Here is a 26,454-nt window from a genome sequence, read left to right on the forward strand (position 1 = left end):
TAGCTTTTATATTTGTGAGGTTCATACATGTCTAACAAACCGAAAGAAGAATTTTATGATATTGCTATAAAAGAATCATCTGATCTTATTGAAGAAATAAAAGAACATCCTTTCAATGTTGAATTGATAAACAATACGCTAGATTATGAAAAGTTCAAAATTTATCTTCAGCAGGATTTTTTATATTTAGTGGACTGTACTCGTGCTTTATTGATTATTGCAGCTAAAGTTCATGACATTGAAATAATGAGCAGCTTAATAAATGTGGCAAGAGGAACATTTGATGTTCGGAGGCAATATAAAGAACATTTTGGAGATTGTGATTTATCTGATAATCACAAAAAATCAAGAGCCTGTTCTGCCTTTACTGACTTTTTCATGCGCGCTGCTCTGTTGCTGAAGCTTTATCAGCATCTTACCCTTGCTTTAACATATACCAAATCATTCTACATAATATGATGAGTGAGGTAACACCCGATGAGATTAAAAATAGCAAGTACGAAGGATGGATCAATATTTACAATAGCAAAGCAATGAATGCTGCAATTGATGAGTTTACTAATGTTACGAATAAATTTTATGAGAAAGCTGGCGATTGTGAAAAAAGAAGGATGCATGAGTTTTTTAAGAGAGGTCTAGAGCTAGAAATATTGTTTTGGGATGAGATGTATTCTCTAGCATAGTCTGTAGTATTAACACTAAATTATATTCTAGTTTATGTGATGTTCAGTGGTATAATTAAGGGCTATTACGGGTCAAATCTTTTAAAGGATATTATTGAGCATCCTTTCAATGTTGAATTAGAAAATAATACTTTAAACATAGAAAACTTCAAATTTTATATACAACAAGATGCATTCTTTTTAGCTGATTATGTTCGTACTGTTTTAATGATTGCATCAAAAATGGAGAGTTGTAATAACATTGTTCCATTGATTGGGGTGGCTAAAGGAGGAATAGAGATTATGAGAGTGTTATACGACCACTACTTTACTGTATACTCCATAAATCGTGGAGAAAAGTCGCTTGAGTGTTTCAATTTTACTAACTTTCTTTTGTCTACTTCATATAGCGATGTTTATGAAGCTGTAACAGTTCTTTACTCTTGCCATTTCATATATAAAATTGTTGTTGATGATATGAGAAATAAAATTAAAAAAAATAATAGGTATAAGGATTGGCTTGATTTTTTTGGCAGTAGCTTGATGGAATCTGGATGTGTTGCTTTGGAAGATATTGTTGACGAATATTGTAACAAAGCAAGGGAAAGTGAAAGAACCAGAATGCTCGAATTATTTAAAATAACTGCACAATTTGAGTTAGGCTTTTGGAATAGCGCATATAATTTTTCAAAATTTGATCAAGATTTTAAGAAATATTGACAATTTTGAGCTAATTTGTATGCTTGGTACGTATTTTTGAAGATGATATGAAAAGTAAAGAACATGATTTTCATTTAGTAGATCCAAGTCCCTGGCCAATTGCTATATCAGCAGCAATTCTTGTTCTTGCACTTGGATTAGTTGGTACACTCCATAAACAAATTTCTGGAATATTTGGTTTAGTTTTGGGAATCTCTGCGGTATCAGGAGTGCTGTTTTATTGGTGGAGAGATGTAATAAGAGAAGCAATTTATGATAAATGCCATACTGCCATTGTAAAACATGGACTCAAGCTTGCAATGTACTTATTTATCCTCTCGGAAGTTGTGTTTTTTATAGCGTTCTTTTGTTCATTCTTTAAAGCCTGGCTTGATCCGGTTTTTTTATTTGAAGCGTTTTCTCCTACAAAAAAAGTTGAATGGCCCCCTGAAGGGATTTTACCACCGGATCCGTGGTCATTACCATTTATGAATACACTAATATTATTACTTTCTGGTACAACAATTACCTCAGCACATCATTTTTTACTTGAAAATGATAAAAAGAGCATGATTAAAATGTTATCTATAACTATATTGCTTGGAATTTTCTTTATAATAGTGCAAGCAATTGAGTATTATGAAGCAAGTTTTTCTCTACAAGAAGCAGGGGAGAAACTTATTTATACATCCAACTTTTACATGATTACTGGTTTTCATTGTGTGCATGTTATAATAGGTATAATATTTTTGTCAGTATGTTTATTTAGAGCTCGAAAAGATCAATTTACACCTCAAGATCATTTATGCTTTGAGTTTGCCTCTTGGTATTGGCACTTCGTGGATGTAGTCTGGATATTTTTATTTGTGTTTGTTTATTGGTTAAGCCTTTATTAAGTGATTAAAATAATAGGCCTAGATCCAGGGATGAGTAAGACTGGTTGGGCCATTATTAGACTGGAAGAAAAGAATAATATTAAATTTTTGGGTGGCGGTACCATATCAACTGATGGTAAATTGGGTGTAGGTGAACGTCTACATATAATTTTTGAACAATTAAAGAAAGTAATTTTCCTATACTCTCCAAATGAAGCTGCTGTGGAAAAAATTTTTATTAATAAGAATCCAAAATCTTCGCTAACTTTAGGATATGCAAGAGCAATTGCAATTTTAATATTACGAATGACGGATTTACCCATGAATGAATATGATGCAAACTATATAAAAAAGAGCATTACTGGAAATGGTCATGCTGATAAGGGTCAGATTATATTTATGGTAAAGCAAATAGTTAAAAGCTCAAATATAAAATGTCACCATACTGCTGATGCTCTTGCTACAGCAATTTGTCATGCTTATACGAGAAATTCTTGTTTTATTGAATAGTTTTACATGAATTCAGTTAAAAAAAACTATTTGATGGTATTTATCTTATCTAATGTTCGTTGCAGAATAATACATGCGGCAATTTTATCATCTATTTTTTTTGATTTTGTGATTGATATTCCAGTAATTTTTAGTGCATGAGTTGCAAGAGATGTTGATAAACTTTCATCTTGTAGATATATGTTTATCTTACATTTTTTTATTATTTTATTTACAAATTGGATTATTGCTTTACACCATTCGGTCTCTTGGTCATCTATTGTGAATGGTAGCCCTATTACCATTGATCCAGCTTCATTTTCTTTAAGCATTCTATGTAGATAGCCTAAATCTTTGCTCATATTCCTTCTGTAATATATACTATGAGCTGTAGCTATAAGCTGTGTTTTATCACTAAATGCTACGCCTATTCGTTTTTCTCCCATATCAAGGCACATTATACGTTTATCTCTTGGAATAGACTTTAGGAATTCATCTGGATTTCTATGTAGCATCTATTAGATTTCCTTTAAAGCCAAGAATAAACAAATAAGTTGTAACGTGATATAGAACTGTAAGAACGTCCTGTAAGGCAAGATGTCATTCGAGTAGCTGATACTGGAATCCAGCCTATTTGATCATAGATGTTGTTTTTGAAATATTTTCCCTGCCAATTGTATGGTCTGCAAGCACTTTTATACCTGGTCGAACACTGGGATGACAAGGGGAGGAGCGTTTGGATGACGGAAAAGAGAATACTGGAAGATAACTGAGTTGCCTTGAAAACATAACTTTTGTACAGTTGTATTTTTGTGACAGTAAGGTATGCCCATTCTACTGGCATGATAGACATTCATCATAATTAATATCTGTTTTTTGTTGCAATATTTCACTTTTTTTGAGTATGTCATGTGAAATCTTGTCAGCTCTCTGCATTGATTGTGACCTGCAGTAGTATAAGCTCTTTAATCCTTTTTTCCAAGCAAGCATATGTATTTTATGTAAGTAACGTTTATGCACATTGGCAGGTAAGAACAGATTTACTGATTGAGATTGACAAATATAAGGAGTTCTATCGCTTGCATGTTCTATAATCCATTGTTGATCAAGTTCGTATGCTGTTTTAAATGTCAGTTTTTCATGCTTGCTAAGAAAATCTAAATGCTGAACAGAACCCTCATTTGTTGAAATTGAGGACCATATTTCATCATTGTCTTGATTTTTTTCTGCTAGTAGTTTTTGCAAAAATTTATTTCGTACTACAAATGAACCTGTCAGTGTCTTCTGTATAAATACGTTTGCTGCATATGGCTCTATTCCAGGAGAAGTGTTGCCTGCGATAATCGAAATTGAGGCAGTTGGAGCAATAGCGAGCTTATGTGTAAACCTTTCCATTAGATCGATTTCTTTAGCGTCAAGACATGGCCCTTTTTCTTCTGCTAATTTTTTAGAAACTACATCCGCTTGCTCGCGCAAATGCTTAAATACTTTTTTATTCCATTGTTGGGCTGTTACTGATTCAAAAGGAACCATTTTACTTTGTAAAAATGAATGAAAGCCCATCACACCAAGACCGATACTACGCTCTCTTATTGCGGAATATTTTGCTCGCTGTATTTCATTTGGTGCGTGGTTTATGAAATCCTCTAATACATTATCAAGAAAACGCATTATATCTTCTATGAAAAGCTCATTATCTTTCCATTCTTCGTAGTATTCAAGATTTACGGATGATAAACAACATACAGCAGTGCGTGACTTGTTCAGGTGATCGTAACCTGTAGTTAAAGTTATTTCACTGCATAGGTTTGACATTTTGATGTCTAAATTGAGCTTTTTGTAAGATTCTGGTTTATTGTTATTTGTTGCATCAAGAAAAATAATGTAAGGTTCTCCAGTTTCAACTCTTGCTGTTAATATTTTAATCCATATATCCCGTGCTTTTACTGTTGAAATAACTTTATTGTTATGAGGGCTTATTAAATCCCATTCTTGATCATCTTCAACAGCTTGCATAAACTTATCTGTTACTATTACAGCATGATGTATATTTAATGCTTTGCGATTTGGGTCACCACCAGTTGGCTTACGTAAGTCTAGAAACTCTTCTATTTCTGGATGCCATACAGGAAGATAAACTGCTGAGCTTCCTCTTCTTAATGATCCTTGGCTGATTGCAAGCGTTAGAGCGTTTTGTACTACGATAAATGGCACAATTCCTGATGTTTTACCGCTACCTTTGACACTTTCACCAATTGAACGTAAATTTCCCCAATAACTACCTATTCCACCACCACGTGCAGCGAGCCAAACATTTTCATTCCATAAATCAACTATTCCCTGCAAGCTATCTTCAGTTTCGTTAAGAAAGCAGGAAATAGGCAATCCTCTCTTGGTACCACCATTGCTAAGTATTGGAGTTGAAGGCATGAACCATAAATTGCTCATGTAATCATAAAGACGCTGTGCATGCTCTTTATTATCAGAGTAGTAATTGGCAATGCGTATAAAGAGATCTTGATAACTTTCATTTTCTATTAAATACCTGTCCAATAGAACTGCTTTTCCAAAATCGGTTAATTTACTATCCTTTGCGTAGTTAATAGCAATATAATTCATAAGGCTCCTTTTATGATAATATAGACATTTATTTGAGCGATTTCTCGATTAAGTTGTTAAATTTTTTTGTGGATACTGTAATGCAAACAAGATACCATCAACTTGGCTGCCATATATTTTACAGTAACTCATTTGACTTATTTGCATATTTGTTTCTTTTGCAACATGCTGAATATAATCTTCTGAGTGACGAAAATAATCTCCCTTGTTTACAAAGTCAATACCTTTACTTTCCTTTCTTCTTACTAAACATACAATAACCCCTTTTTTGTTTATCAATCCTTTTGCTAGTTCCAATTCTGCTAGAAAATCATGTAGATAGTGTAGCACTTCAGCAAAGATAATTACATCATACTGCTGGTTCTTCTCTTGTTTAAGAAACTCTTTCATTTCTGTATGTATTAACTCATCGTAAACAGGTTTACCTTTTATAAGGCATCCTCTTGCAATATTGAGCATTCTATTTGAGATGTCAACTCCTGTTATGCGACTTCTAATATTACTTATTTTTAGGAAGTGACCACATATTCCAGTACCGCAACCAAGGTCTAGTATATTCAGTTCAGAAGTGGAGTTATTAAAGACTTTTGTAATTATCATGTGTACGAGTTCATGCCCTCTGTATTGTTTGGCAATTAACCAATGCTCAACAAAATATTCACCTGTGTAATCAAAATATTGTTTTATGAGATTTTCAGGCAATTCTACGATATCTGATGTGTTTGTTATTTTTTTTAAGTAGTAAGAAGCTTCTTTGTGATTACTATCTAATTTTAGCGTCTTTGTTAAATAATTATAAGCTTTATTAGTATTTCCTACTGCAAAATGACATCTTCCAATATTATAACAGATTATAGGTAAATTGGGGTAGAATATGCTAATTAACCAAAATCTTAACTTTGCATCTGATATATTACCTTTATAGAAGTGATATAACCCGATTTCAATGTTGGTATTTAACAGGTTTTTAGATTTTTCAAGAAACACTACAATTTCTTTATGGAGAGTATTGTATTTATCCATAATGAAATTTTTTACTTTTTTAATATTTAATAAGCCAGTGAGCTTAGATATACAATTTAAAGCAAAGTTTTTTATAAAAGATAGATTACTTTTCATACATTAGAAATACTCCAAATGTTCATTTTCATTTTTAGGTAACTAATTTTAACACATTTTATCTTACAAAATATCTTTTTCATTAATTTTTCTGTACATATCAATTTGTCGAATATTTCTCATATTGTACTGTTTAAGATTACTGGTATGTTGTTGTTGATAATAATAGGTAAATGTTTTGTGTAAAAAGGAAGGCATTGACATATGATTTATCAGATTGTAACATACAAAAGATTAGTTTTTAGATGTTTGACAAGTTTTATGGTAGAGATTAATTTAATCTCAATTCAATTTTAATAATATTTAACTCTGCATATTCTGCATATAGTCGGATAAATAAATTATTAAGAGCACTTGATGGATGCCTTGGCGTTAAGAGGCGATGAAGGACGTGGCAGGCTGCGATAAGCTGTGGGGAATTGTCGACAAATTTTGATCCGCAGATTTCCGAATGGGGAAACCCAACTAGCTTAGCTAGTTATTATATACTAATATATAAGGCAAACTTGGTGAACTGAAATATCTAAGTAGCCAAAGGAAAAGAAATCAACCGAGATTCTGTTAGTAGTGACGAGCGAAAGCGGAAAAGGCTAGTGATTTAAGAATAAGAATTAGAATACTCTGGAAATGGTAACCATAGAAGGTGATAGTCCTGTATAAGTAGAAAGTTTTTAAATCCTTGAGTAGAGCGGGGCACGTGAAATCCTGTTTGAATATGGGGGGACCATCCTCCAAGCCTAAATACTCCTTAACGACCGATAGTGAACAAGTACCGTGAGGGAAAGGTGAAAAGAACCCCGGGAGGGGAGTGAAATAGAATCTGAAATCAAGTGCTTACAAACAGTTGGAGCTCTATATCAATTTATTGATATTTAGAGTGACAGCGTACCTTTTGCATAATGGGTCAGCGAGTTAATCTATGAAGCAAGCTTAAGCTGGTAGGTGTAGGCGTAGCGAAAGCAAGTCTGAATAGGGCGTTTAGTTTTATGGATTAGACCCGAAACCAAGTGATCTAGTCATGACCAGATTGAAGGTATGGTAAAACGTACTGAAGGATCGAACCAGTTAATGTTGCAACATTATTGGATGAGTTGTGATTAGGGGTGAAAGGCCAATCAAACTTGGAAATAGCTGGTTCTCCGCGAAATCTATTTAGGTAGAGCGTTGTATTTATGTTGTTGGGGGTAGAGCACTGGATAGACTAGGGGGATTCATCATCTTACCAAATCTAACCAAACTCCGAATACCAACAATTAATTATACAGCAGACACACTATGGGTGCTAAGTCCGTGGTGGAAAGGGAAACAGCCCAGATCACTATCTAAGGTCCCAAAATTACAGCTAAGTGGGGAAGGAAGTAGAAAAACCATTACAGCTAGGAGGTTGGCTTGGAAGCAGCCATCCTTTAAAGAAAGCGTAACAGCTCACTTGTCTAAATAAGTTTTTCTGCGCCGAAAATGTACCGGGGCTAAAGCTGTATACCGAAGATGTGAGTGCTTATTAATTTCGATCAATAGGCGCGGTAGCGGAGCGTTCCGTAAGTCTGTGAAGGTGGTTTGTGAAAGCTGCTGGAGATATCGGAAGTGAGAATGCTGACATAAGTAGCGTAAAAGAGTGTGAAAAACACTCTCACCAAAAATCTAAGGGTTCCTACGTTAAGTTAATCTGCGTAGGGTTAGTCGGTTCCTAAGGCGAGTCCGTAAAGGAGTAGTCGATGGCAATTAGGTTAATATTCCTAAACCTCTTAAGTGTGACGGGTTTTGTATTTGTATAGGTCTTATTGGATTGATCTATGCTTAAAAGAAGCTCCAGGAAATAGCACTTATATTTATGAGGCCGTACCGTAAACCGACACTGGTGGATGAGTAGAGTATACTAAGGTGTTGAAAGAATGATGTTGAAGGAACTCGGCAAATTATACCTGTAACTTCGGAAGAAGGGTAACCTGCTTTTAGGCAACTATGAGTAGGTGGCACAAAATAGGGAGTAGCGACTGTTTACTAAAAACACAGGACTCTGCAAACACGTAAGTGGAAGTATAGGGTCTGACGCCTGCCCGGTGCTGGAAGGTTAATAGGAGGGGTGCAAGCTCTGAATTGAAGCCCCAGTAAACGGCGGCCGTAACACTGACGGTCCTAAGGTAGCGAAATTCCTTGTCGGGTAAGTTCCGACCCGCACGAATGGCGTAACGATTTCTCCACTGTCTCCAACATCACTTCAGCGAAATTGAATTCCCCGTGCAGATGCGGGGTACCCGCGGTTAGACGAAGAGACCCCGTGCACCTTTACTATAGCTTTACATTGCTATTAAAAGTGCGATGTGCAGGATAGGTGGGAGACTTTGAAGTTATGGCGCTAGCTATAATGGAGTCAATCTTGAGATACCACCCTTTACACTTTTGATATCTAACTATGTTTCATTATCTGAAACTAGGACATTGTATGGTGGGTAGTTTGACTGGGGCGGTCGCCTCCTAAAAAGTAACGGAGGCGTGCGAAGGTAAGCTAGAGCTGGTCGGAAATCAGCTTGATAGTATAATGGCACAAGCTTGCCTGACTGCGAGGCTGACAAGCCAAGCAGAGACGAAAGTCGGTCATAGTGATCCGGTAATTCTGTATGGAAGGGTTATCGCTCAACGGATAAAAGGTACGCCGGGGATAACAGGCTGATGGTGTTCGAGAGTTCATATCGACGACACCGTTTGGCACCTCGATGTCGACTCATCACATCCTGGGGCTGGAGAAGGTCCCAAGGGTTCGGCTGTTCGCCGATTAAAGTGTTACGTGAGTTGGGTTTAGAACGTCGTGAGACAGTTCGGTTTCTATCTGCCGTGGGTGAAGGAAATTTGAGAAGATCTGACTCTAGTACGAGAGGACCGAGATGTATATACCTCTGGTGTACCAGCTGTTATGCCAATAGCATCGCTGGGTAGCTATGTATAGATGGGATAATTGCTGAAAGCATATAAGCAAGAAACCCTCTTCAAAAAAATTTCCCAATTAAGGCCGTGGGAGACTATCACGTTGATAGGCTAGGTGTAGAAGCATGGTAACATGTGAAGCTAACTGGTACTAATAGCCTGATTGATTTATTTCCTTTCTATATGTGTATATGCAGTGTTAAATATTAAATTAAAACTTGTTAAGTCAGAAATTTTTGTTGACTTGGTGGCTATAGCAAAAATGAACCACCCGATCTCATTTCGAACTCGGAAGTGAAACTTTTTAGCGCCGATGATACTTAAAAAGGGAAAGTAGGTCGTTGCCAAGTTTATAAAAATTTCTTTTTATTTATATCTTTTCATTAGAGCGATGAAACAAGGTAAACATAGAGTAGCTGTGAGGTAATATAACTGATCTTTTAGAACTCTGCGAAAACTTTAAAATAAAAGTAGAAATAATTGAATATTAATTAAGTTGTTGGAGATGAAGAGAAAGAAGAAGTAGCAAACTACCAAGAAGCAGATATATTTGGTCCAAGAGTTAGGTGATAATTATAGCACTCAGTGGATTTTATAAAAATTCAAAACGTGAGAATTATAAGTGATGTTTTTAATGTGAATTGAAAGCGTATCAAATAGTGAATATAGAGTTCCTTCAAAATGCAAAAAGATGTATGAGCAAATCGAATAAGAAAAGTCAGGTTTTGCGCATCAACGTGTTATAATAAAGGTAAACTTGGTTAGTGCTGAAGCAATACTGCAAGTTTTAAAGGGAAAGAAGATTTAAAAGACAGTATATGCTGCAATCGTAATAGTCGCTGACAGGTACTTTGAAACATAGCTGAACTATTGAAGTTAAAATTCTGGGCTGTTACTTAAAAAACGCATCCACTGAATTATTCATGCTAAAAAAACCTTTATTAAAAAATGAAACAGAAGTGTAAAAAAGTTGCAAAACGTATAAGGTATTACTTGAAGCTACCTATCTGAAGCAACTGGAGCTTCTCAAGTTGCGAAAAATATTTTAAAATCTGAAAGAATGATGTGAAATTTTTTAAGTAAACCAGAAAGTATTCCACTATCACGCTGAACAGCAAATTAGGCATTGTATCGTTTACTGTAAGAGCTAGGAACTTGAAAGGATAATTTCATTATACTTAACATGGAAATAAAGAGAACTATACAACCCTCTGCCTATCGTTTCTTGAACCACTTGGGATTGTTAAATAAACTGTGTCAAACCACATTTTAATTCAACTCAACTCTCAATCTATCAGGAAAGAAAATGTCGAGCTGGGACATAATTAATGCCCAATCACGTACAGGCATCGTCCACTTTTCTTCCACCTTTTTTGTCTTTGTTCAAATGCCATTCCCCATTGTGTACGGTAGCTAGACTTTCTATATTCATAAAAACTCTCTTCAGCATTATTTGTATCGAGCTTTTTATCTTGTTTTCTTATACTCTCTACCATCAAGCACCCACATCTATTAATTTATTTTAAAAACTTTATTTACCTTATCATAAAAAATATAGCTGTAAATACTTTAGTGAAAATTCCTTCTTATTTTATCTTTCTTTAAGCAAATATTTAGATCTTTTTGTAAATTTTTATAGCCTGCTTGCATAATGTTTTTATGGGTTAGTATTATGTAATAGCACCCTACATTACTTATATTAGAAATGCTAACTTTAGCTAGCACTCGTAATTGCCTTTTTATTTTATTTCTTTTTGCTGCTTTTCCGACTTTTTTACTGATAGCCAGACCTACTCTAATAACATGAATATACTTTTCAGGTTCTCTTTCTTTTATAGCATATAGTGATATATATACCCCTCGATAAAAAAGACTGTCAGGTGCTAATCTGTTTTTAAAAGCAAAGGAAAACTCTTTTTTTTTATGCTTACTATGCGCATAATTTATTACACCCTAATGAACGACGCTTATTAAGAATTTTTCTTCCAGCTTTTGTTGACATACGTGAACGAAATCCATGTCTGTGCTTTCTTTTTAAATTTTTTGGTTGAAATGTTCTTTTCATTGTTTTTATATTAATATGATTATTTATTTTAAATTATTTTGCTCTATTGTCAAATAATGGTCAACTTCTATGGCATTCTTATTGAATAAAATTTGATATATGGAAAAATGAATTTAATTATAGGCGTACCTATTTTACTAATCCTTTTATTTTGTTTGAGTAAGTTTCAAGCAGTAAGTAAAGTTAAGTCTTATATATATTTGAGTTGTATGTGGATGCTACCTTGTTTGTTAGCATTCTATGATGGTTATTTTATAACTTCTATTTCTATAGCGTTACTTTTTTTTATGCTGATTTTTATCTTTAAAGGTAAAAGAAATAAGATGGTAAAATTTTTGTTATTTATGGCTTTAGCAATATCACTTTTTATCACTTTATTTATAATGCTATCTATTTTTGTTCAGTCCATTTCTTTTTTTAATAAAGTAGCTATTTCAGAATTCTTATTTTGCTTAAAATGGAAGCATAATGTAGCTATTATTGGTGAAGGAGAGGTGGGATGTTTTGGTATAGCGCCACTTTTAGTGGGGACATTACTTATAACTATTGTAGCAATGTTAGTTGCGGTGCCGCTTGGTTTGTTTTCTGCAATATATATTAGTGAGTATGCGAGTGAAAAAGTGCGTTATGTTATTAATACAGCCTTACAGGTTTTGTCTGCTATTCCTACTGTTGTATATGGATACTTCTCAGTTGTATTTTTGTCTTTTTTTATAAAGCAGGTAGCAAATTTTTTTAATTTAAGTATACACTCAGAAAGTGCTTTGATTGCTGGTTTATCGATCGGGGTAATGATTCTTCCTTTTATTATTTCTTTGCTTGAAGATGCTATAAGATCTGTTCCAAAAAGTTTGCGTTATGGTTTTATGGCGCTTGGTGCAACACCAGCGGAAACTATATGGCATATAATAATACCTTATGCAATGCCTACAATTTTAAGTGCAATTTTATTATCAATTTCAAGAGTGATAGGCGAAACAATGATTGTACTAATGGCTGTGGGAATCAATGCAAATTTGACCTTTAATCCTCTCAATTCAGTTACTACTATCACTGTACAAATTGCTACATTACTTACCGGAGATCAGGATTTCAATAGTGTGCAAACTCTTGCTGCTTATGCGCTTAGTTTGGTGCTGTTTGTTATTACTTGGCTATTGAATGCATTTGCATTGTTTATAATGAAACGTAACTAGTAAGTGTTTTAATATTGCAAAATTTCTGTTAATAATATAAGATTTATTTTCTTTAGAAGTTCTTTTATAGAATTGTAGTGTTAGGTGATGAAAGAGATGGGTACAGGTAAAGTAGTTAAAATAACTCAAGCAGTTGTTGATTTGAAATTTGAAGATGAGTTGCCTAAGATATTTAATGCTTTAAAAAGCAAACTAAAATCTAAGGGCAAGGAGATAGTTCTAGAGGTTTCACAGCATATAGGTGACAATATAGTCCGTTGTATTGCTATGGATAGCACAGATGGTATGTCAAGAGGTGATGAGTTTGTTGATACAGGTGCACCAATATCAGTTCCGGTTGGACGCTCAACTTTAGGAAGGATTTTTAATGTTGTAGGGGAGCTTATAGATGAGTGTGGTCCGCTAAAAGGAAAGTATGATTTAGAACCTATACATAGATCACCTCCAAGTTTTACTGAGCAGAAGATACAGGAAGAAGTTTTAGTTACAGGAATAAAGGTTATAGATCTTCTTGCTCCTTATCTTAAAGGAGGAAAAATTGGCTTATTTGGTGGAGCTGGTGTTGGTAAAACAGTTCTGATAATGGAGCTGATTAACAACATAGCAAAAGCTCATAAAGGATTTTCTGTGTTTGCTGGAGTAGGAGAGAGAACGCGTGAAGGTAATGATCTTTATAACGAGATGATTACTTCGAATGTAATAGATATAAATGAGCACGAAAAATCTCAAGCCGTTTTGGTTTATGGTCAAATGAATGAACCTCCTGGAGCAAGGGCTAGGGTTGCTTTAACAGCACTAACTATGGCAGAGTATTTTCGTGATTGTGAAAATCAAGATGTTCTATTTTTTGTGGATAATATCTTCCGTTTTACTCAAGCTGGTTCTGAAATTTCTGCTTTGCTTGGAAGAATACCGTCGGCTGTTGGTTATCAGCCAACCCTTGCAACTGATATGGGCGCTATGCAAGAGAGAATAGCCTCAACTACTGCTGGTTCTATTACTTCTGTACAGGCTATATATGTTCCTGCGGACGATTTGACCGATCCAGCTCCGGCAACGACATTCTCTCATCTTGATGCAACCACAGTGTTGTCAAGGCAGATAGCTGAAATGGGTATATATCCTGCTGTTGATCCACTTGACTCAACTTCTCAGTCTTTATCTGCTGAAATCATTGGTGAAGAGCATTATAATGTGGCTTCTGAAGTGAAACGTATATTGCAAACTTATAAGTCGCTGCAAGATATTATCGCAATACTTGGTATGGATGAACTATCTGATGAAGATAAAATTATTGTTGATAGAGCTCGTAAAATTCAGAAGTTTCTTTCTCAACCTTTTCATGTTGCGGAGGTATTTACTGGCATGTCTGGCAAATTTGTTTCACTTTCTGATACTATTTCTAGTTTTAAAGGAATTATTGAAGGTAAATATGATAACCTGCCAGAAGCTGCTTTTTATATGGTGGGAAGTATAAGTGAAGCAATAGAAAAGGCTGAATCAATAAAAGCTGAAGTTGGAGCCGGACATTAAAGATTATGAACACTTTTAAGGTGCAATTTTTTTCTCCTGATAATCAAATTTCATTCGATGAAGTGGTTTCGCTTTCAGTGAATGGGCTTGAAGGAGAGCTAGTGATTTTAGCTTACCATTCTCCTTACTTAATTTATTTATTGCCTGGTATAATTACTGTTCAAATGAGTAAACAGACAAAGGAAAAAGTTGTAATTGATAATGGTATATTAGAGGTTGCAAATAATAATTGTAGCATTATAACGAATCAAATTCAGATTTTTGATCATTTGACTCATGATGAGGAATCATTAAAAAATAAGAGAGTTGGTATATATTTAAGTTATCTTGATGTCAAATCTCTTTAGGGACTCTTTTTGTGTTCAAGAAATGAGTTTACTTTTGTCATTCCCACTTCAAGTAGCTGACACACAACTGTACGAACATTATGGTTCAGGGAAGATGTCATCCCAGTATCTTCCTTCTTGTCATCCCAGTGTGTGACACTGGGATCCAGATATAAAAAAAAAAGTATTTGCAAATTATGCAGTAAACAATAGTTCTTAAGGACATATGTCAAAAACAATGTCCAAAAACTAGATCCCAGTGTCTAGGCACTGGCATGACATTATTTATTATATGCCGTATTGCAATGTTCGTACAGCTATGTGTCACGTACTGTAATGACAAGAGTTGAATGACAGGAAAAAAATCACTGATTTCACATGCATCTAAATAAGTATGTTTATTTAACACTTCCTTGCTGACTTTGGCTACACACCTTTGAGGGACTGCTGATTAAGTCTAGAAGTGAATTACAGTGGTCGTCATTATCGCTATGAAATGCGCTATCAAAGCTTGAAAATCTAGATTTTCTTTCTGCATTATCAACTTCCCCTACAAGCTGATCAGATATTTTTGCACGATTGTTCAAAGATTCCTGTTGAGAAATCTCTGTACTTAACATTTCTACTTGGTTATTTAGATGTTGCTCTTTACCGTTTAGCTTTTCTCTTTCTCCCGTTATTCTTTCAATTTCCATAGCTTGATCTTTAATCTTTTCTTTCAATATTTCAATCTCATTCTCATACTCTTCAAGCTTTGGTTCTATAAATGAACGGTATTGATCCATTATTTCTTCTTCCATCTCCTGCCGTAACTGTTCTCTTTGCCTCTCAATTTGCTCATCTTTAGTCTCTAGCTCTCCCTCTCCCTCTGACGATTTGAAATCCCACTTTTCATCCCACTCTAGCTCACTTACCTCTTGTTCATCAGATTCTAAATGTGCGTTGTGCTCACTTTGCAAATTTTGCATTTGAGGTTTTAAATTCGTTAAACGTTCATACTGCCGTAACTGTTCTTCTTGACTCTTAATCTGCTTATTTTTAAGCTCTACCTCGTTCTTTAACTCTTCATATTTCCACTTTAGCTGAGCTACCTCTTGTTTATGAAATTCCTGATTTGTGTTTTGCTTATCATCTAAGCTTTGCATTTGAGATTTTAAATTCATTAACGATTTACTGTGTTCATCTCTCATGCGTTCTACTTCCTTTTCATTTTCACTTGCATCTTCTTCTAACTTATTCACTTCACCTTTCAGTTTCTCTCGTTCTGCATTAGCAATTTCCAACTTTTTCTTCAGGTCTTTCTTTTCTTCATATGCACCTTCAAGTTCTTGTATTTTCCCTTGCAGCTCTGTTGATATATTTTCTAGCTTCTCATCTTTTTGTGTTAGTCCAATTTGCAATTTTACGTTTTTTTGCTTTTCTTCTTCAAGTTTATTCTGTAAATCACTATTGCACTTCTCTAATGCTTCAATTTCTTGCTTAGCCTCCATGAGTTCCTGTTCTGATTTTTTTAGCTTTACTATGCAACTACTTAACAGCTGGTCTGATTCCTCTTGCAATTTTCTTACCTCACTTGTCAACTCTTCTTTTTCTGCATTAGCAACTTCCAGCCTCTTCTTTAGATCTTCTTTTTCTTTTTCATACACACTCTCAAGTTTTTGCACTCTTTCTTGCAGCTCTGTTGACATATTTGCTAGTTTTTCATTTTTTTGCTTTTCCTCTCCAAGTTCATTCTGTAAATTACTATTATGCTTTTCAAATTCTTGCTCAGCCTTGTCGAGCCTATGCTGTAAATTGTTCCTCAGTTCATTTAATTCTCTAATTTCTTGCTCAGCTTTTGTAAGCTTTTGATCTAGTTGTTGTGAATTAACTTTTGTTTGAGTTGCAATTGCCTGAGTTGCAATCTGCTGTGTATTAACCTTTGATACATTGTTGCTAGTGAAAGAAAGAATAGGATTGCTTTTAGCATCATTTTCAAGATCTTTCAGCTTTTCGTCTTGATTGATTACGATATGTTCGTTATTTTGCAGATTACTAACAGCCGGTGCAATGTTAGCATTTTTGTTCTTTTTCAATAATGCTTTTACAGCATCATGTAGAGAGAGGCCTTGAATATATAATTCCTCATTTTGTCTTATTAATTCCCAAAACTCCTCAGGTGGCGATTCAAAATCTTTACCATTAAACTGTAGTACTTTAGTTATACCAGAATTACTTACATTCATAACCATAGTACAGGTAAAAGTTTTCCCATCCTTGTCCTGCACAGGCCAAGTGCTTGTCATTTCATAATATGCATCCTCTTTAAATTCATAACGTCTTTCCTTACCTTTTCGGTAAGCGTATATGTCATGCTTTTTATCGCAATAGATATTCAATGTGCTAATATCCCTTTCTTGCTGTAAGATATCACTAATTCTTATTGGCTCACTTCTATTGTAATTAATAAGATTAATGTTTAACACTTTATCAGAATTGTTAGTTTCTACATAAAAAGCTCGAAGGTCTATGTCTTTGTCTCTAAAATACTTACTTATAGCTTTTTTTGCCTGATTTGCTAATTCTATAAAGTTTTTTTTAAAGCTCTTGTTGAAAGATAGATCTATATATGCTTGCTTCAAATTTTCATCATTTGTTAAATCCATGAGCAAGTCATAAACCTCCCATTTTTGCTGACAATGTTCTTCTAAAACAGTAATGCTATTTTTTCTTTTCAGTTCTGCTAATATATCTTTCAATATCGGGAAATTTGTTGACATAGTATACCCCCTATTACTATTGTTCTGATAATATATTTACTTTAGGAGTGATTAAGCTATCAAAACTCCTTTTATATTAACCTTTTTAGTTGAATTTAATTGCGAGCGTTAAACTCGACCTTAGTCGTTTTGTTTATTGTTGCTCACTACCTATTTATGTTACTGTACTAATAGTAGCACTAAGTTTTAGGCTATGCAAGAATTTCTATTGAACGTAAAGCTAGTAAACTTCAGAAATTGGTTATGCTAATTTTATAATAAAATGCAACCAATTCATGTTTATTACCAGTATACTGTGTCTCAGTACAATATTTTCTTTCCTAACGGACTTAGAATTGAGTTGAGTTAAAAATCCGATTTTATTTAATACTTTTCAAAGATGACAATATTTTGTAAAAATGGGTTTTGAATAGGACAATAATTAGGACAATAATATGGAAATTTTTCTTGATAGTGTTGATTTAAATGAAATTAAGGAGCTAAAAGAGTTCATTGGTGGTATAACAACTAATCCTTCTTTAATAGCAAAATCTGGACATAAAGATAAGTACGAAGATTTAGTAAGCGAAATATGTTCTATTATAAAAGGACCTGTTAGTGTTGAAGTTGTTGCAGATAGCCATGAAGATATGGTTAAGGAAGGCCTTAAGTTAGCGAAAATCGCTAGTAATATCGTAGTAAAGTTACCCCTTACACATGAAGGATTAATTTCTTGTAAAAGGTTGTGGACAGAACATAAAATACCTGCTAATATCACATTATGTTTTTCTCCTGGACAAGCACTGCTTGCCGCTAAGGCCGGTGCTTGTTTTATTTCTCCCTTTGTTGGTCGTCTTGATGATATAAGCTATGATGGCTTATCGCTAATAGAAGATATATGCACTATATATTCTAATTATAATTTTAAGACAAAAGTTCTTGTTGCATCAGTAAGAAGTCCAGCACATGTAATAGAAGCTGCACGGCTCGGTGCTCATTCAATTACTGTGCCAGCAAAAATACTTAGACAGTTAATTAATCATCCACTTACTGATCAAGGGCTCGCAATATTTGAAAAAGACTGGGGCGTAAAACAATAAATGACATTGCTAAAAAAGACATAAAAACACAATAATTTATATAAAAAGGACATAGGTACCATCTGTCCTTTAAAGACATGTAGGTCAATGATATGCGTAATTCAGCGTTTTAAACATGATAGTCCTCCACTAATAAAAAAGATTGAGAAAAATGTATACATCTACGACCGAAGTATAGCTAAAATATATTTTAACTGAAGATTATAGATTAATTTAATTGAAAAGTCTGCAGACGAAGATAGATTCCAAACTCTAGAACACCTTCATTACGAATAGTAAAAAGACTATCAGAATTTGTCAAGTAATTTTTATCGTAATTTTACGAACGTGCCATACCAGTAATTATATCTAGTTAAATTTGTAAAGTAATACAGTGTTTTCGATAGTTATAAAAAAGCTGGATTTCAGTGCTGGAGTAACATTTTGGAAATTGGGATGAAAAGAGGGAAAGTACTAGTTTGAAATTAAGTTTTCTGGATTCCAGCATCAAGTGCTGGAATGACAAGAGAGGAGCTCCAGGTACAGCTGTTACCTATAGAATGGCAGTACTAGAATGATAACAAACTGAATGATATATTTAATCTCTATACAGATGTACATCACGCACCGATTTCCATTCAAGGTAATGTCATTCCAGTATTGGAATCCAGTTAGATTTGCGAGTATAAAAGTAATACAACATTTTTGATGATTGAAGCCATTACTAGTATAACAAGAAAGGGAGTGCTGATTTCAGTGTTTATACGTTAGCCATGCATCTAAAAATTTATAAACAAAAGGTTACACTTCACAACTTTGTGATGGAATAAGTTTTTCAATGCTGTTGACGCAAAACTCAGTTGTATTATTAGCTATTTCATCGAATTTATCATTTATATCCTTACCTATTTTTTCATCTTTAATATATTCATACAGAGTTAAAATAGCTATAGTTGAACATATTGCGATGAAACCAACTTTTGCTGTAATAAGTAATGATAACCCACCTGCAAGTATGGACACTGCTCCAATAGCTAGGTTTATAATTTTATTTTGTGTTGATTGATTCTCTTTATCCTCTAAAACGTTTGATATTGCTTTTGAGGCAATTTTTATTGCTATTGCTGTAGTTGAGATTATAATAAACATCATAGCTATTTTTGCTAAGAGAAAAATTGATGGTAGAATTGTTACAAGAAACAATGAAGCACCTCCTATAAATAACCATTTCTCATTTATTTTTTTAGACTGATCTGTATTATTAGGCATTGTAAACCTCCACTTTCATTAATAGTTTATTCATATAATATGAAACATGCGATAGTCAAGATGTTTTTGTGTGGAGAAGCTTGCGATTGAGTTTTGGCATGTTATTTAAAATTCTTATATAATATTTTAAATGATTTTAAGAGAGAGTTAAATGCAGGATGCAGCTTTAGTTTTACAAGATGGCAAGTGCTTTTGGGGAAGATCGGTAGGTAAAAAGGGCAAATGTATAGGTGAAGTTTGTTTTATCACTGGTATGACCGGGTATCAACATACTATAACCGATCCTTCTTTTGCTAATCAAATCATAGCGTTCACTTTTCCTCATATCGGTAATGTTGGAATAAATCACAAAGATAATGAAGGAGAAAAAGTTTTTGCAAGTGGTGTGGTTATGCGTGAACTTTCTCCTATGTCTCACTCTTCTTCATATATTAGCTTAAATGATTGGTTGGAGAAAAATAATGTAGTTGGGATATCGGGAATTGATACTAGAGCTTTGACGAGATATTTGAGAAAACATGGATCTCAAAATGGAATGATATGTCCGTCAAGTGAGGCACATATATTAGATGAATTGAAGAAATACAAATCTGTAAATGGAATAGAAATAACTAAGAAAGTCGGTTTAATAAGTAATAACTTTAAAAGCGATCTTAATGCAAAATATAGAGTTGTAATTGTTGATTTCGGTGTAAAAATTAGTATAATCTCACGCTTAGTAGAACTTGATTGTACGATTGAATTAGTCAAACCAGATACAGGTTTTGCTCACAAAATATTAAGCATGAATCCAGATGGTATAGTGCTTTCAAATGGCCCTGGTGATCCACAAGAGATAGGAGAGAGTGTAATTTCAGAAATAGAAATTATTGTGAAATCTAAAATACCAGTTTTTGGTATATGCCTGGGCCATCAATTACTTGCAGTTACTTTGGGAGCAAAGACTGTCAAGATGGATATTGGTCATCGAGGGAGTAATCATCCAGTTTATGATCTGGAGAGTAAAAAAGTTGAGATAACTAGCCAAAATCATGGTTTTGTTGTTGATTCAGCTTCTCTTCCAAGTAACGTTGAAGTTACTCATATTTCTCTATTTGATAATAGTGTAGAGGGAATAATGATGAAGGATTGCCCAGTCTTTTCTGCTCAATATCATCCAGAAGAAGCGCCAGGTACGCATGATTCACATTATTTGTTTAGGCGTTTTATTGATAATATTTTGTTATATAAAATGAAATCTAACTGAAATCAGTTAGATTAGCTTTTATTACTTGATCTTTTGGATTTGGATGTTTAATATTAGGGATAATAAAACTTAAGTTAAGGTAGTGTTCTCTTAACAGATTTTTGTGGAGGAGTGACCGAGTGGTTAAAGGTAACAGACTGTAAATCTGTCCGCGTGTGCGTACGTAGGTTCGAATCCTACCTCCTCCATTGTGCGGGTATAGCTCAATGGTAGAGCTCTAGCCTTCCAAGCTAGTGACGTGGGTTCGACTCCCACTATCCGCTCTTTTTTTTGTTGTATTTATATAAAATCAACATATTATTTATTGATGTATTTGTATTTTAGGTAGAAGAGTTAAAGTTATGACAGCGATAGTAGAAGCATTTGGAAAGCCGCATGTAAACGTGGGAACGATAGGACATGTGGATCATGGGAAGACAACGTTAACAGCGGCGACAACAAAGCATTATGGTAGTTTTGTAGCATATGATCAAATAGATAAAGCGCCAGAAGAAAGAAAGAGAGGGATAACAATAGCAACAGCGCATGTTGAATATCAAACAGAAAAGAGACACTATGCACACGTTGATTGCCCTGGACATGCTGATTATGTAAAGAATATGATAGTAGGTGCAGCACAGATGGATGCAGCGATATTGGTAGTGTCAGGGGTTGATGGGCCGATGCCACAAACGAGAGAGCATATATTGCTGGCAAAACAGGTGGGTGTTGGATATATCGTGGTATATATAAATAAAGCTGATGTTGCTGATGCTGATATGATAGATTTGGTGGAAATGGAAGTGAGAGAGTTGCTGAGTAAGTATGGATTTCCAGGTGATGAAGTGCCTGTGATAGTTGGATCTGCATTAAAAGCATTAGAGGATGATAGTAGTGAGTATGGAAAGAAATCAATAGATAAATTGATGGAGAAGTTAGATGAGTATGTAGCAGTACCTCCAAGGCCTATAGATTTGCCGTTTTTGTTGCCAATAGAAGATGTATTTTCAATATCGGGCCGAGGGACGGTAGTAACAGGAAGAATAGAGAAGGGGGAGGTAAAGACAGGGGATGAGATAGAGATAATAGGTCTGAAAGCGACACAAAAGACGATATGTACTGGTGTTGAGATGTTTAAGAAGTTGCTAGATAAGGGAAGTGCAGGACTCAATGTAGGAATACTACTAAGAGGAACAAAGAGAGAAGAAGTGGAGAGAGGGCAAGTATTGGCAAAACCAGGTACAATAACCCCGCATAAGAAATTTAATGCGGAGGTATATATATTGAAGAAAGAAGAAGGAGGAAGGCATACACCATTTTTTGGAAATTATCAGCCACAGTTTTATTTAAGGACAACGGATGTAACTGGGAGCATAAAATTGCTAGATGGAAAGGAGATGGTAATGCCAGGGGACAATGTAAGTATAGAAGTAGAGTTGCAAGTACCAATAGCAATGGATAAAGGACTGCGTTTTGCGATAAGAGAAGGTGGTAGAACTGTTGGTTCTGGCGTTGTTTCGGAAATTTTAGAATGAGTATAATAACTAAGATGAAGCAAGATATATATATTAGAATCAAAGCTTTCGATTGTTCTTTATTGGAAAAGTGTATTCGGGAGTTTATTGATCAATTAAAGCAGTTTAATGCAGATTTATCTGGTCCGATTGCGTTGCCAAGAAAAGATTCTAAATTTACTGTTAATAGATCTCCTCATGTTGATAAAAAATCTCGTGAGCAATTTGAAATGAGAATTTCTAAGCGGTTAATTATTGTACATAATCCTACTTCTACTATGATGAAGATGCTTGCAGATTTATCTTTTTCTGCTGGTGTAGAAGTGGATTTAAAGGTTAAGGAAGTTAATATTTAGGAAAAGAAAATGAAGAGAATAAATTCGCTTAGGAGAATTGGTTTGTTAATGACGAATGTTGGCCATACTGCTATGTATTTTGATAATAGTCGCATGGCTGTAACCTTATTGCATCTCAGCGAAACTTATATTATCGATATAAAAGGACAAGATAAATGTGGCTACAATTCAGTCATTTTAGGCACGGGAGATTTAAAAAAAATAGCAAAACCTCAGTTGGAATATTTAAAGAAAAAGGGTATAAATAGTAAATGTAAATTATACGAAAGTAGATTAACTGATCTACTTGGAATAGAATGTGGTAAAAAGGTGGGGGTTAATCATTTTGTAGTTGGTCAATATCTTGATATTACGGGTTATTCTTTAGGCAAAGGGTTTGCTGGTGTGATGAAGCGGCATAACTTCAGTGGGCTTAGGGCATCTCATGGCGTTTCTATTGCTCATAGATCACAAGGTTCTACTGGTCAATGTCAAGATCCTGGTAGAGTATTCAAAGGGAAGAAAATGGCTGGTCATTTAGGTAATAGCAGAGTAACTGTACAGAATATGAAAATATTATCCATTGATTATGAAAATAGCATAATTGCTGTAAAGGGTAATAATGTTCCTGGGTTTAAAAACTCTTATGTTTTTGTGAGAGATGCAGTTAAAAAGCCTTTACATAAAGATGTTCCTTTTCCAGTAGGTCTGCTGTTGAATATGAGTGATAATGCTAATAATTTGGTGAGTTAGTTATGGAATGTGAATTAGTTGATCTATCTAATAATAATGTAGGTAGTGTTGAGCTTAATCCCTTGATATTTTCTGCCAAGCAAAAATTGAGTGTTTTGCATGATATAGTGAGATGGCAATTAGCAAAGAGAAGAGTTGGTGCTCATAAAACAAAGGGTATCAGTGATGTTTCTGGTACAACAGCTAAGCCGTATGGTCAAAAACGTACCGGTAGGGCGAGACAGGGGAGCTTGCGATCTCCTCAGTTTAGAGGTGGTGGAATTATTTTTGGTCCTGTTGTGAGGAGTCATGCTTATTCTCTTAATAAAAAAGTACGTAAATTTGGTTTGAAAATTGCTTTATCTCTAAAATATTTAAATAATCAAGTTATTATTCTTGATAGTTTAAATGTTGATGTGAAGAAAACATCTAAAATGTGTGAATATATTAAAAATTTTAAATTTTCTTCTTTTTTAATAGTTGGTGATTATGGAGATGATTTGTTACGTGCTGCTAAAAATTTGCATCATGTAGATTTAATCAAACCTATTGGGTTAAATGCTTTTGATATATTGAATCATGAATGCGTGATGTTAACAAAAGACACTTTAAAGCATCTTGAAGGTAGATTGTTATGATTAAATATAATAATATAATAAAATCTCCTGTAATCACAGAAAAGGCTTCTCTTTTAAGAGAGAAGTTTAATAAATACTCTTTGTATGTTTTTGTAAATGTAAATAAGCGTCAAATAAAATCGGCAATAGAGTCTTTATTTAATGTCAAAACTTCTTCTATAAATGTTATTAGAGTTAAACCTAAATATAGACGTTTCAGGGGTGTGATTGGTTATAAAAAACAGAGAAAAAAGGTTTATTTTTCTTTGATAGGTGGTCAAAAATTAGATATAATGAGCGTTTAATATGGGTATGAAATTTTTTAATCCTGTTACTCCGTCTTCTCGTGGGACTATATTGATAAGTAAAATTGGTTTATCAAAAGATAAGCCGGAGAAGTCTCTTGTATTTGGTAAGAAATCTAGTGGTGGAAGGAATAATCATGGTAGAATTACAACTCGTCACAGGGGTGGTGGTCACAAGAAGAAGTATAGAGTTATAGATTTTAAACGTAATAGAAGTGATCAGGGTATAGTTGAGAAAATAGAGTATGATCCAAATAGAAGTGGATTTTTAGCATTAATATCATATAAGGAGGATGATGCTAAATCTTATATATTAGCTCCTCAAGGTATGAAGCCTGGTGATGTTGTGATAGCTGGAGATGATGCTGATATTCTGCCAGGTAATTGTTTATTGTTGAAGTATATACCTGTTGGTTCTTTTGTTCATAACGTTGAATTGAAACCAGGTGGTGGTGCTGTAATTGCTAGAGCTGCGGGTTGTTGTGCGCAAATTGTTGGTCGTGATGGTCAATATGTTTTATTGCGGCTTAGATCTGGTCAAGTTAGGTTGATTTTATCTTCTTGTAAAGCTACTATTGGTACAGTGTCTAATCTTGATCATAAGAATAGAAAGTTAGGTAAGGCTGGGAGAAGTAGGTGGCTTGGAATTAGACCTGCTGTGCGTGGAGTTGCAATGAATCCGATTGATCACCCTCATGGAGGTGGAGAGGGGAAAACTTCTGGCGGTCGTCATCCTGTTACTCCTTGGGGTGTTGCAACAAAAGGAAAGAAAACTAGGAAAAAAAATAAATCTAGTGATAAGTATATAAAAAAATTGAAAGGTTAATTTATGAGTAGATCTGTATGGAAACCACCTTTTTTACACCCATCTGTACTAAGATTAGTTCAGAGAGCTTTAAAAGAGGGTTCTATTAATAAGGTGATAAAAATTCATTCCAGGGCTTCTGTAATTCTTCCTAATTGTTTGGGTTTAAAGTTTGCTGTTTATAATGGTAAAGATTACATTCCTGTTAGTGTTGATAATCAGAATATGATAGGTCATAAATTTGGTGAATTTTCACCTACTCGTAAATTTACTGGGCACGGTGGTGATAAAAAGGCAACAAGAAGATAGGTAATTGATATGAAAAATAGGGATATAATGGTTGAGGCTGGTTCTAGGGTTTTAAGATCCACTCCTCGCAAATTGAATTTGGTTGCTGATTTAGTACGTAATAAAAAAGTTTCTTTTGCTAATGTACAATTAAGATTTTGTGAAAAAAAGGCTGCTGGTTTTGTAATGAAGGTGTTGAATTCTGCAATTGCTAATGCTCAAAATAATTATGGATTGAACATTGATAATTTATATATAAAGGAAATTTTAATAGGTAAGTCCCTTACTTTGCGTAGAGTATATCCAAAAGCTATGGGTAGGGCTAATAGAATGAGTAAATTTTATAGTAATATAACTATAAAATTGAAAGAAATTGTATGATTTATAGAAATGGAAAGTTAATAAGGAAAGTGTAAAAATATGGGACAGAAGGTTAATCCTAAAGTATTTAGATTACAAGTAAATAGTAATACCTGGGATTCTGTTTGGTGTGCTACAGACGATTATAAACAGAGATTGCATCACGATCTATTCATTCGCAGTTATATAAATGAATCCTTTAAGCATGCTGGTATTTCTAAAGTAACTGTAGAGCGTACAGTTACTTTAGTGTCTGTAATAATACATTCTTCTAAACCTGGAGTTATAATAGGTAAGAAAGGTTTGGATGTTGAGAAGATAAAGCAAAAGATAGCTAAAAAAGTAGAAAGTAGTGTCGAAGTGAATGTAGTAGGAGTTAAAAAGTCTGAAATAGATGCAACTTTAATATCAAGGAGTATTACACATCAGCTAGAAAAAAGGATTTCATGTAGAAGAGCGATGAAAAAAGCTATTCAAAATTGTTTGAAGATGGGTGCTGAGGGTATTAAAGTAAGTTGCTCTGGGCGTCTTGGCGGAGCTGAAATAGCTCGTACTGAATGGTACAAAGAAGGTCGTTTGCCTTTACACACTTTGCGTGCTAATATAGATTATGCTTTTTGTGAAGCGAAGACTATATGTGGTATTATAGGAGTTAAAGTTTGGGTTTATGTTGGTAGTTAAG

At 34.3% G+C, this 26,454-nt stretch carries 25 protein-coding genes, 2 tRNA genes, 2 rRNA genes and 2 pseudogenes; 23 read left to right on the forward strand and 8 right to left on the reverse strand.

From position 1 onward, the window contains the following. Nucleotides 1-27 precede the first annotated feature (27 nt). The 4 genes and pseudogenes from BBB02_RS04330 to ruvC all read left to right on the forward strand — a co-directional run bounded on the left by BBB02_RS04330 (nucleotide 28) and on the right by ruvC (nucleotide 2,746). Nucleotides 28-683, forward strand: a pseudogene (locus tag BBB02_RS04330) (TenA family protein). Between the two features lie 39 nt (nucleotides 684-722). Next, the gene (locus tag BBB02_RS04335; protein ID WP_017532468.1) at nucleotides 723-1,382 is read left to right on the forward strand and encodes a TenA family protein; all 660 of its coding nucleotides are present in this window, start codon (nucleotides 723-725) and stop codon (nucleotides 1,380-1,382) included. A gap of 47 nt (nucleotides 1,383-1,429) precedes the next feature. Next, nucleotides 1,430-2,257, forward strand: coding sequence for a cytochrome c oxidase subunit 3 (locus BBB02_RS04340; RefSeq protein ID WP_127464095.1), 828 nt, complete (start codon nucleotides 1,430-1,432; stop codon nucleotides 2,255-2,257). After that, the gene (gene ruvC / locus BBB02_RS04345) at nucleotides 2,258-2,746 is read left to right on the forward strand and encodes a crossover junction endodeoxyribonuclease RuvC (protein WP_127464096.1); all 489 of its coding nucleotides are present in this window, start codon (nucleotides 2,258-2,260) and stop codon (nucleotides 2,744-2,746) included. It abuts the gene before it with no gap. 26 nt (nucleotides 2,747-2,772) lie between these two features. Here ruvC and ruvX read toward each other — a convergent pair whose 3' ends face one another. The 3 genes from ruvX to BBB02_RS04360 all read right to left on the reverse strand — a co-directional run bounded on the left by ruvX (nucleotide 2,773) and on the right by BBB02_RS04360 (nucleotide 6,463). Further along, complete coding sequence (gene ruvX, locus BBB02_RS04350; protein WP_127464097.1) at nucleotides 2,773-3,240, reverse strand: Holliday junction resolvase RuvX; 468 nt, start codon at nucleotides 3,238-3,240, stop codon at nucleotides 2,773-2,775. 319 nt (nucleotides 3,241-3,559) lie between these two features. Then, a complete protein-coding gene (locus BBB02_RS04355) occupies nucleotides 3,560-5,344 on the reverse strand; it encodes a ribonucleoside-diphosphate reductase subunit alpha (protein ID WP_127464098.1) in 1,785 nt (594 codons plus the stop codon). Nucleotides 5,345-5,392: 48 nt separating this feature from the next. After that, complete coding sequence (locus tag BBB02_RS04360) at nucleotides 5,393-6,463, reverse strand: methyltransferase domain-containing protein (RefSeq protein ID WP_127464099.1); 1,071 nt, start codon at nucleotides 6,461-6,463, stop codon at nucleotides 5,393-5,395. A gap of 334 nt (nucleotides 6,464-6,797) precedes the next feature. Between BBB02_RS04360 and BBB02_RS04365 the strand changes: the two genes are divergently transcribed. The 3 genes and pseudogenes from BBB02_RS04365 to BBB02_RS06795 all read left to right on the forward strand — a co-directional run. Continuing rightward, nucleotides 6,798-9,561 (forward strand): 23S ribosomal RNA (locus BBB02_RS04365). Nucleotides 9,562-9,628: 67 nt separating this feature from the next. Then, nucleotides 9,629-9,735, forward strand: a 5S ribosomal RNA gene (gene rrf, locus BBB02_RS04370). 162 nt (nucleotides 9,736-9,897) lie between these two features. Next, a pseudogene (locus BBB02_RS06795) lies at nucleotides 9,898-10,533 on the forward strand (IS66 family transposase); the annotation flags it as partial. Between the two features lie 177 nt (nucleotides 10,534-10,710). Here BBB02_RS06795 and BBB02_RS06155 read toward each other — a convergent pair. The 3 genes from BBB02_RS06155 to rpmH all read right to left on the reverse strand — a co-directional run bounded on the left by BBB02_RS06155 (nucleotide 10,711) and on the right by rpmH (nucleotide 11,450). Continuing rightward, a complete protein-coding gene (locus tag BBB02_RS06155) occupies nucleotides 10,711-10,881 on the reverse strand; it encodes a hypothetical protein (RefSeq protein ID WP_164741542.1) in 171 nt (56 codons plus the stop codon). Between the two features lie 73 nt (nucleotides 10,882-10,954). Next, nucleotides 10,955-11,332 (reverse strand): ribonuclease P protein component, encoded by a 378-nt coding sequence (rnpA, locus tag BBB02_RS04375; RefSeq protein ID WP_127464308.1) that lies wholly within the window; start codon nucleotides 11,330-11,332, stop codon nucleotides 10,955-10,957. Further along, nucleotides 11,316-11,450 carry a 50S ribosomal protein L34 gene (gene rpmH / locus BBB02_RS04380; RefSeq protein WP_015588337.1) on the reverse strand — a complete coding sequence of 45 codons (135 nt, stop codon included), beginning with the start codon at nucleotides 11,448-11,450 and terminating at the stop codon, nucleotides 11,316-11,318. The genes rnpA and rpmH overlap by 17 nt, the downstream gene beginning before the upstream one ends. Nucleotides 11,451-11,557: 107 nt before the next feature. Between rpmH and pstC the strand changes: the two genes are divergently transcribed. From pstC to BBB02_RS04395, 3 genes are all read left to right on the forward strand, one after another. After that, nucleotides 11,558-12,646 (forward strand): phosphate ABC transporter permease subunit PstC, encoded by a 1,089-nt coding sequence (gene pstC / locus BBB02_RS04385; RefSeq protein WP_063631036.1) that lies wholly within the window; start codon nucleotides 11,558-11,560, stop codon nucleotides 12,644-12,646. Between the two features lie 96 nt (nucleotides 12,647-12,742). Beyond that, nucleotides 12,743-14,179, forward strand: a complete 1,437-nt coding sequence (gene atpD, locus BBB02_RS04390) for a F0F1 ATP synthase subunit beta (protein WP_179948525.1) — start codon at nucleotides 12,743-12,745, stop codon at nucleotides 14,177-14,179. A 5-nt stretch (nucleotides 14,180-14,184) separates the two neighbouring features. Beyond that, nucleotides 14,185-14,526 (forward strand): F0F1 ATP synthase subunit epsilon, encoded by a 342-nt coding sequence (locus BBB02_RS04395; protein ID WP_127464101.1) that lies wholly within the window; start codon nucleotides 14,185-14,187, stop codon nucleotides 14,524-14,526. 377 nt (nucleotides 14,527-14,903) lie between these two features. Here BBB02_RS04395 and BBB02_RS04400 read toward each other — a convergent pair whose 3' ends face one another. After that, on the reverse strand, nucleotides 14,904-17,264 hold the full coding sequence (locus BBB02_RS04400) for a coiled-coil domain-containing protein (RefSeq protein WP_127464102.1): 2,361 nt from the start codon (nucleotides 17,262-17,264) through the stop codon (nucleotides 14,904-14,906). A 434-nt stretch (nucleotides 17,265-17,698) separates the two neighbouring features. Between BBB02_RS04400 and fsa the strand changes: the two genes are divergently transcribed. Then, nucleotides 17,699-18,343, forward strand: a complete 645-nt coding sequence (gene fsa / locus BBB02_RS04405; RefSeq protein WP_127464103.1) for a fructose-6-phosphate aldolase — start codon at nucleotides 17,699-17,701, stop codon at nucleotides 18,341-18,343. Nucleotides 18,344-19,123: 780 nt separating this feature from the next. On the opposite strand, the gene BBB02_RS04410 is transcribed toward fsa, so the two are convergent. Further along, the gene (locus BBB02_RS04410; protein ID WP_127464104.1) at nucleotides 19,124-19,591 is read right to left on the reverse strand and encodes a hypothetical protein; all 468 of its coding nucleotides are present in this window, start codon (nucleotides 19,589-19,591) and stop codon (nucleotides 19,124-19,126) included. A 151-nt stretch (nucleotides 19,592-19,742) separates the two neighbouring features. Here BBB02_RS04410 and carA point away from each other — a divergent pair, with 151 nt between their 5' ends. From carA to rpsC, 12 genes are all read left to right on the forward strand, one after another. Beyond that, nucleotides 19,743-20,837, forward strand: a complete 1,095-nt coding sequence (gene carA / locus BBB02_RS04415) for a glutamine-hydrolyzing carbamoyl-phosphate synthase small subunit (protein ID WP_127464105.1) — start codon at nucleotides 19,743-19,745, stop codon at nucleotides 20,835-20,837. Between the two features lie 105 nt (nucleotides 20,838-20,942). After that, a tRNA-Tyr gene (locus BBB02_RS04420) sits at nucleotides 20,943-21,025 on the forward strand. Between the two features lie 4 nt (nucleotides 21,026-21,029). Beyond that, a tRNA-Gly gene (locus BBB02_RS04425) sits at nucleotides 21,030-21,100 on the forward strand. 78 nt (nucleotides 21,101-21,178) lie between these two features. After that, nucleotides 21,179-22,351 (forward strand): elongation factor Tu, encoded by a 1,173-nt coding sequence (tuf, locus tag BBB02_RS04430; RefSeq protein ID WP_127463721.1) that lies wholly within the window; start codon nucleotides 21,179-21,181, stop codon nucleotides 22,349-22,351. A 14-nt stretch (nucleotides 22,352-22,365) separates the two neighbouring features. Continuing rightward, nucleotides 22,366-22,686, forward strand: a complete 321-nt coding sequence (gene rpsJ, locus BBB02_RS04435; protein WP_012482004.1) for a 30S ribosomal protein S10 — start codon at nucleotides 22,366-22,368, stop codon at nucleotides 22,684-22,686. A gap of 9 nt (nucleotides 22,687-22,695) precedes the next feature. After that, nucleotides 22,696-23,418 carry a 50S ribosomal protein L3 gene (gene rplC / locus BBB02_RS04440; protein ID WP_127464106.1) on the forward strand — a complete coding sequence of 241 codons (723 nt, stop codon included), beginning with the start codon at nucleotides 22,696-22,698 and terminating at the stop codon, nucleotides 23,416-23,418. Between the two features lie 2 nt (nucleotides 23,419-23,420). Beyond that, nucleotides 23,421-24,035 carry a 50S ribosomal protein L4 gene (gene rplD, locus BBB02_RS04445; RefSeq protein ID WP_127464107.1) on the forward strand — a complete coding sequence of 205 codons (615 nt, stop codon included), beginning with the start codon at nucleotides 23,421-23,423 and terminating at the stop codon, nucleotides 24,033-24,035. Beyond that, complete coding sequence (locus BBB02_RS04450; RefSeq protein WP_127464108.1) at nucleotides 24,032-24,319, forward strand: 50S ribosomal protein L23; 288 nt, start codon at nucleotides 24,032-24,034, stop codon at nucleotides 24,317-24,319. The genes rplD and BBB02_RS04450 overlap by 4 nt, the downstream gene beginning before the upstream one ends. A 1-nt stretch (nucleotide 24,320) precedes the next feature. Next, a complete protein-coding gene (gene rplB / locus BBB02_RS04455) occupies nucleotides 24,321-25,145 on the forward strand; it encodes a 50S ribosomal protein L2 (protein ID WP_127464109.1) in 825 nt (274 codons plus the stop codon). Nucleotides 25,146-25,148: 3 nt separating this feature from the next. Next, nucleotides 25,149-25,433 (forward strand): 30S ribosomal protein S19, encoded by a 285-nt coding sequence (gene rpsS / locus BBB02_RS04460; protein WP_010404687.1) that lies wholly within the window; start codon nucleotides 25,149-25,151, stop codon nucleotides 25,431-25,433. Between the two features lie 9 nt (nucleotides 25,434-25,442). Further along, nucleotides 25,443-25,793: a 50S ribosomal protein L22 gene (gene rplV, locus BBB02_RS04465; protein ID WP_108784172.1), complete on the forward strand. Its 351-nt coding sequence runs from the start codon at nucleotides 25,443-25,445 to the stop codon at nucleotides 25,791-25,793. Between the two features lie 39 nt (nucleotides 25,794-25,832). After that, complete coding sequence (gene rpsC, locus BBB02_RS04470) at nucleotides 25,833-26,453, forward strand: 30S ribosomal protein S3 (protein WP_127464110.1); 621 nt, start codon at nucleotides 25,833-25,835, stop codon at nucleotides 26,451-26,453. Nucleotide 26,454 lies beyond the last annotated feature (1 nt).

Source organism: Wolbachia endosymbiont of Bemisia tabaci (assembly GCF_003999585.1).
Classification (GTDB): domain Bacteria; phylum Pseudomonadota; class Alphaproteobacteria; order Rickettsiales; family Anaplasmataceae; genus Wolbachia.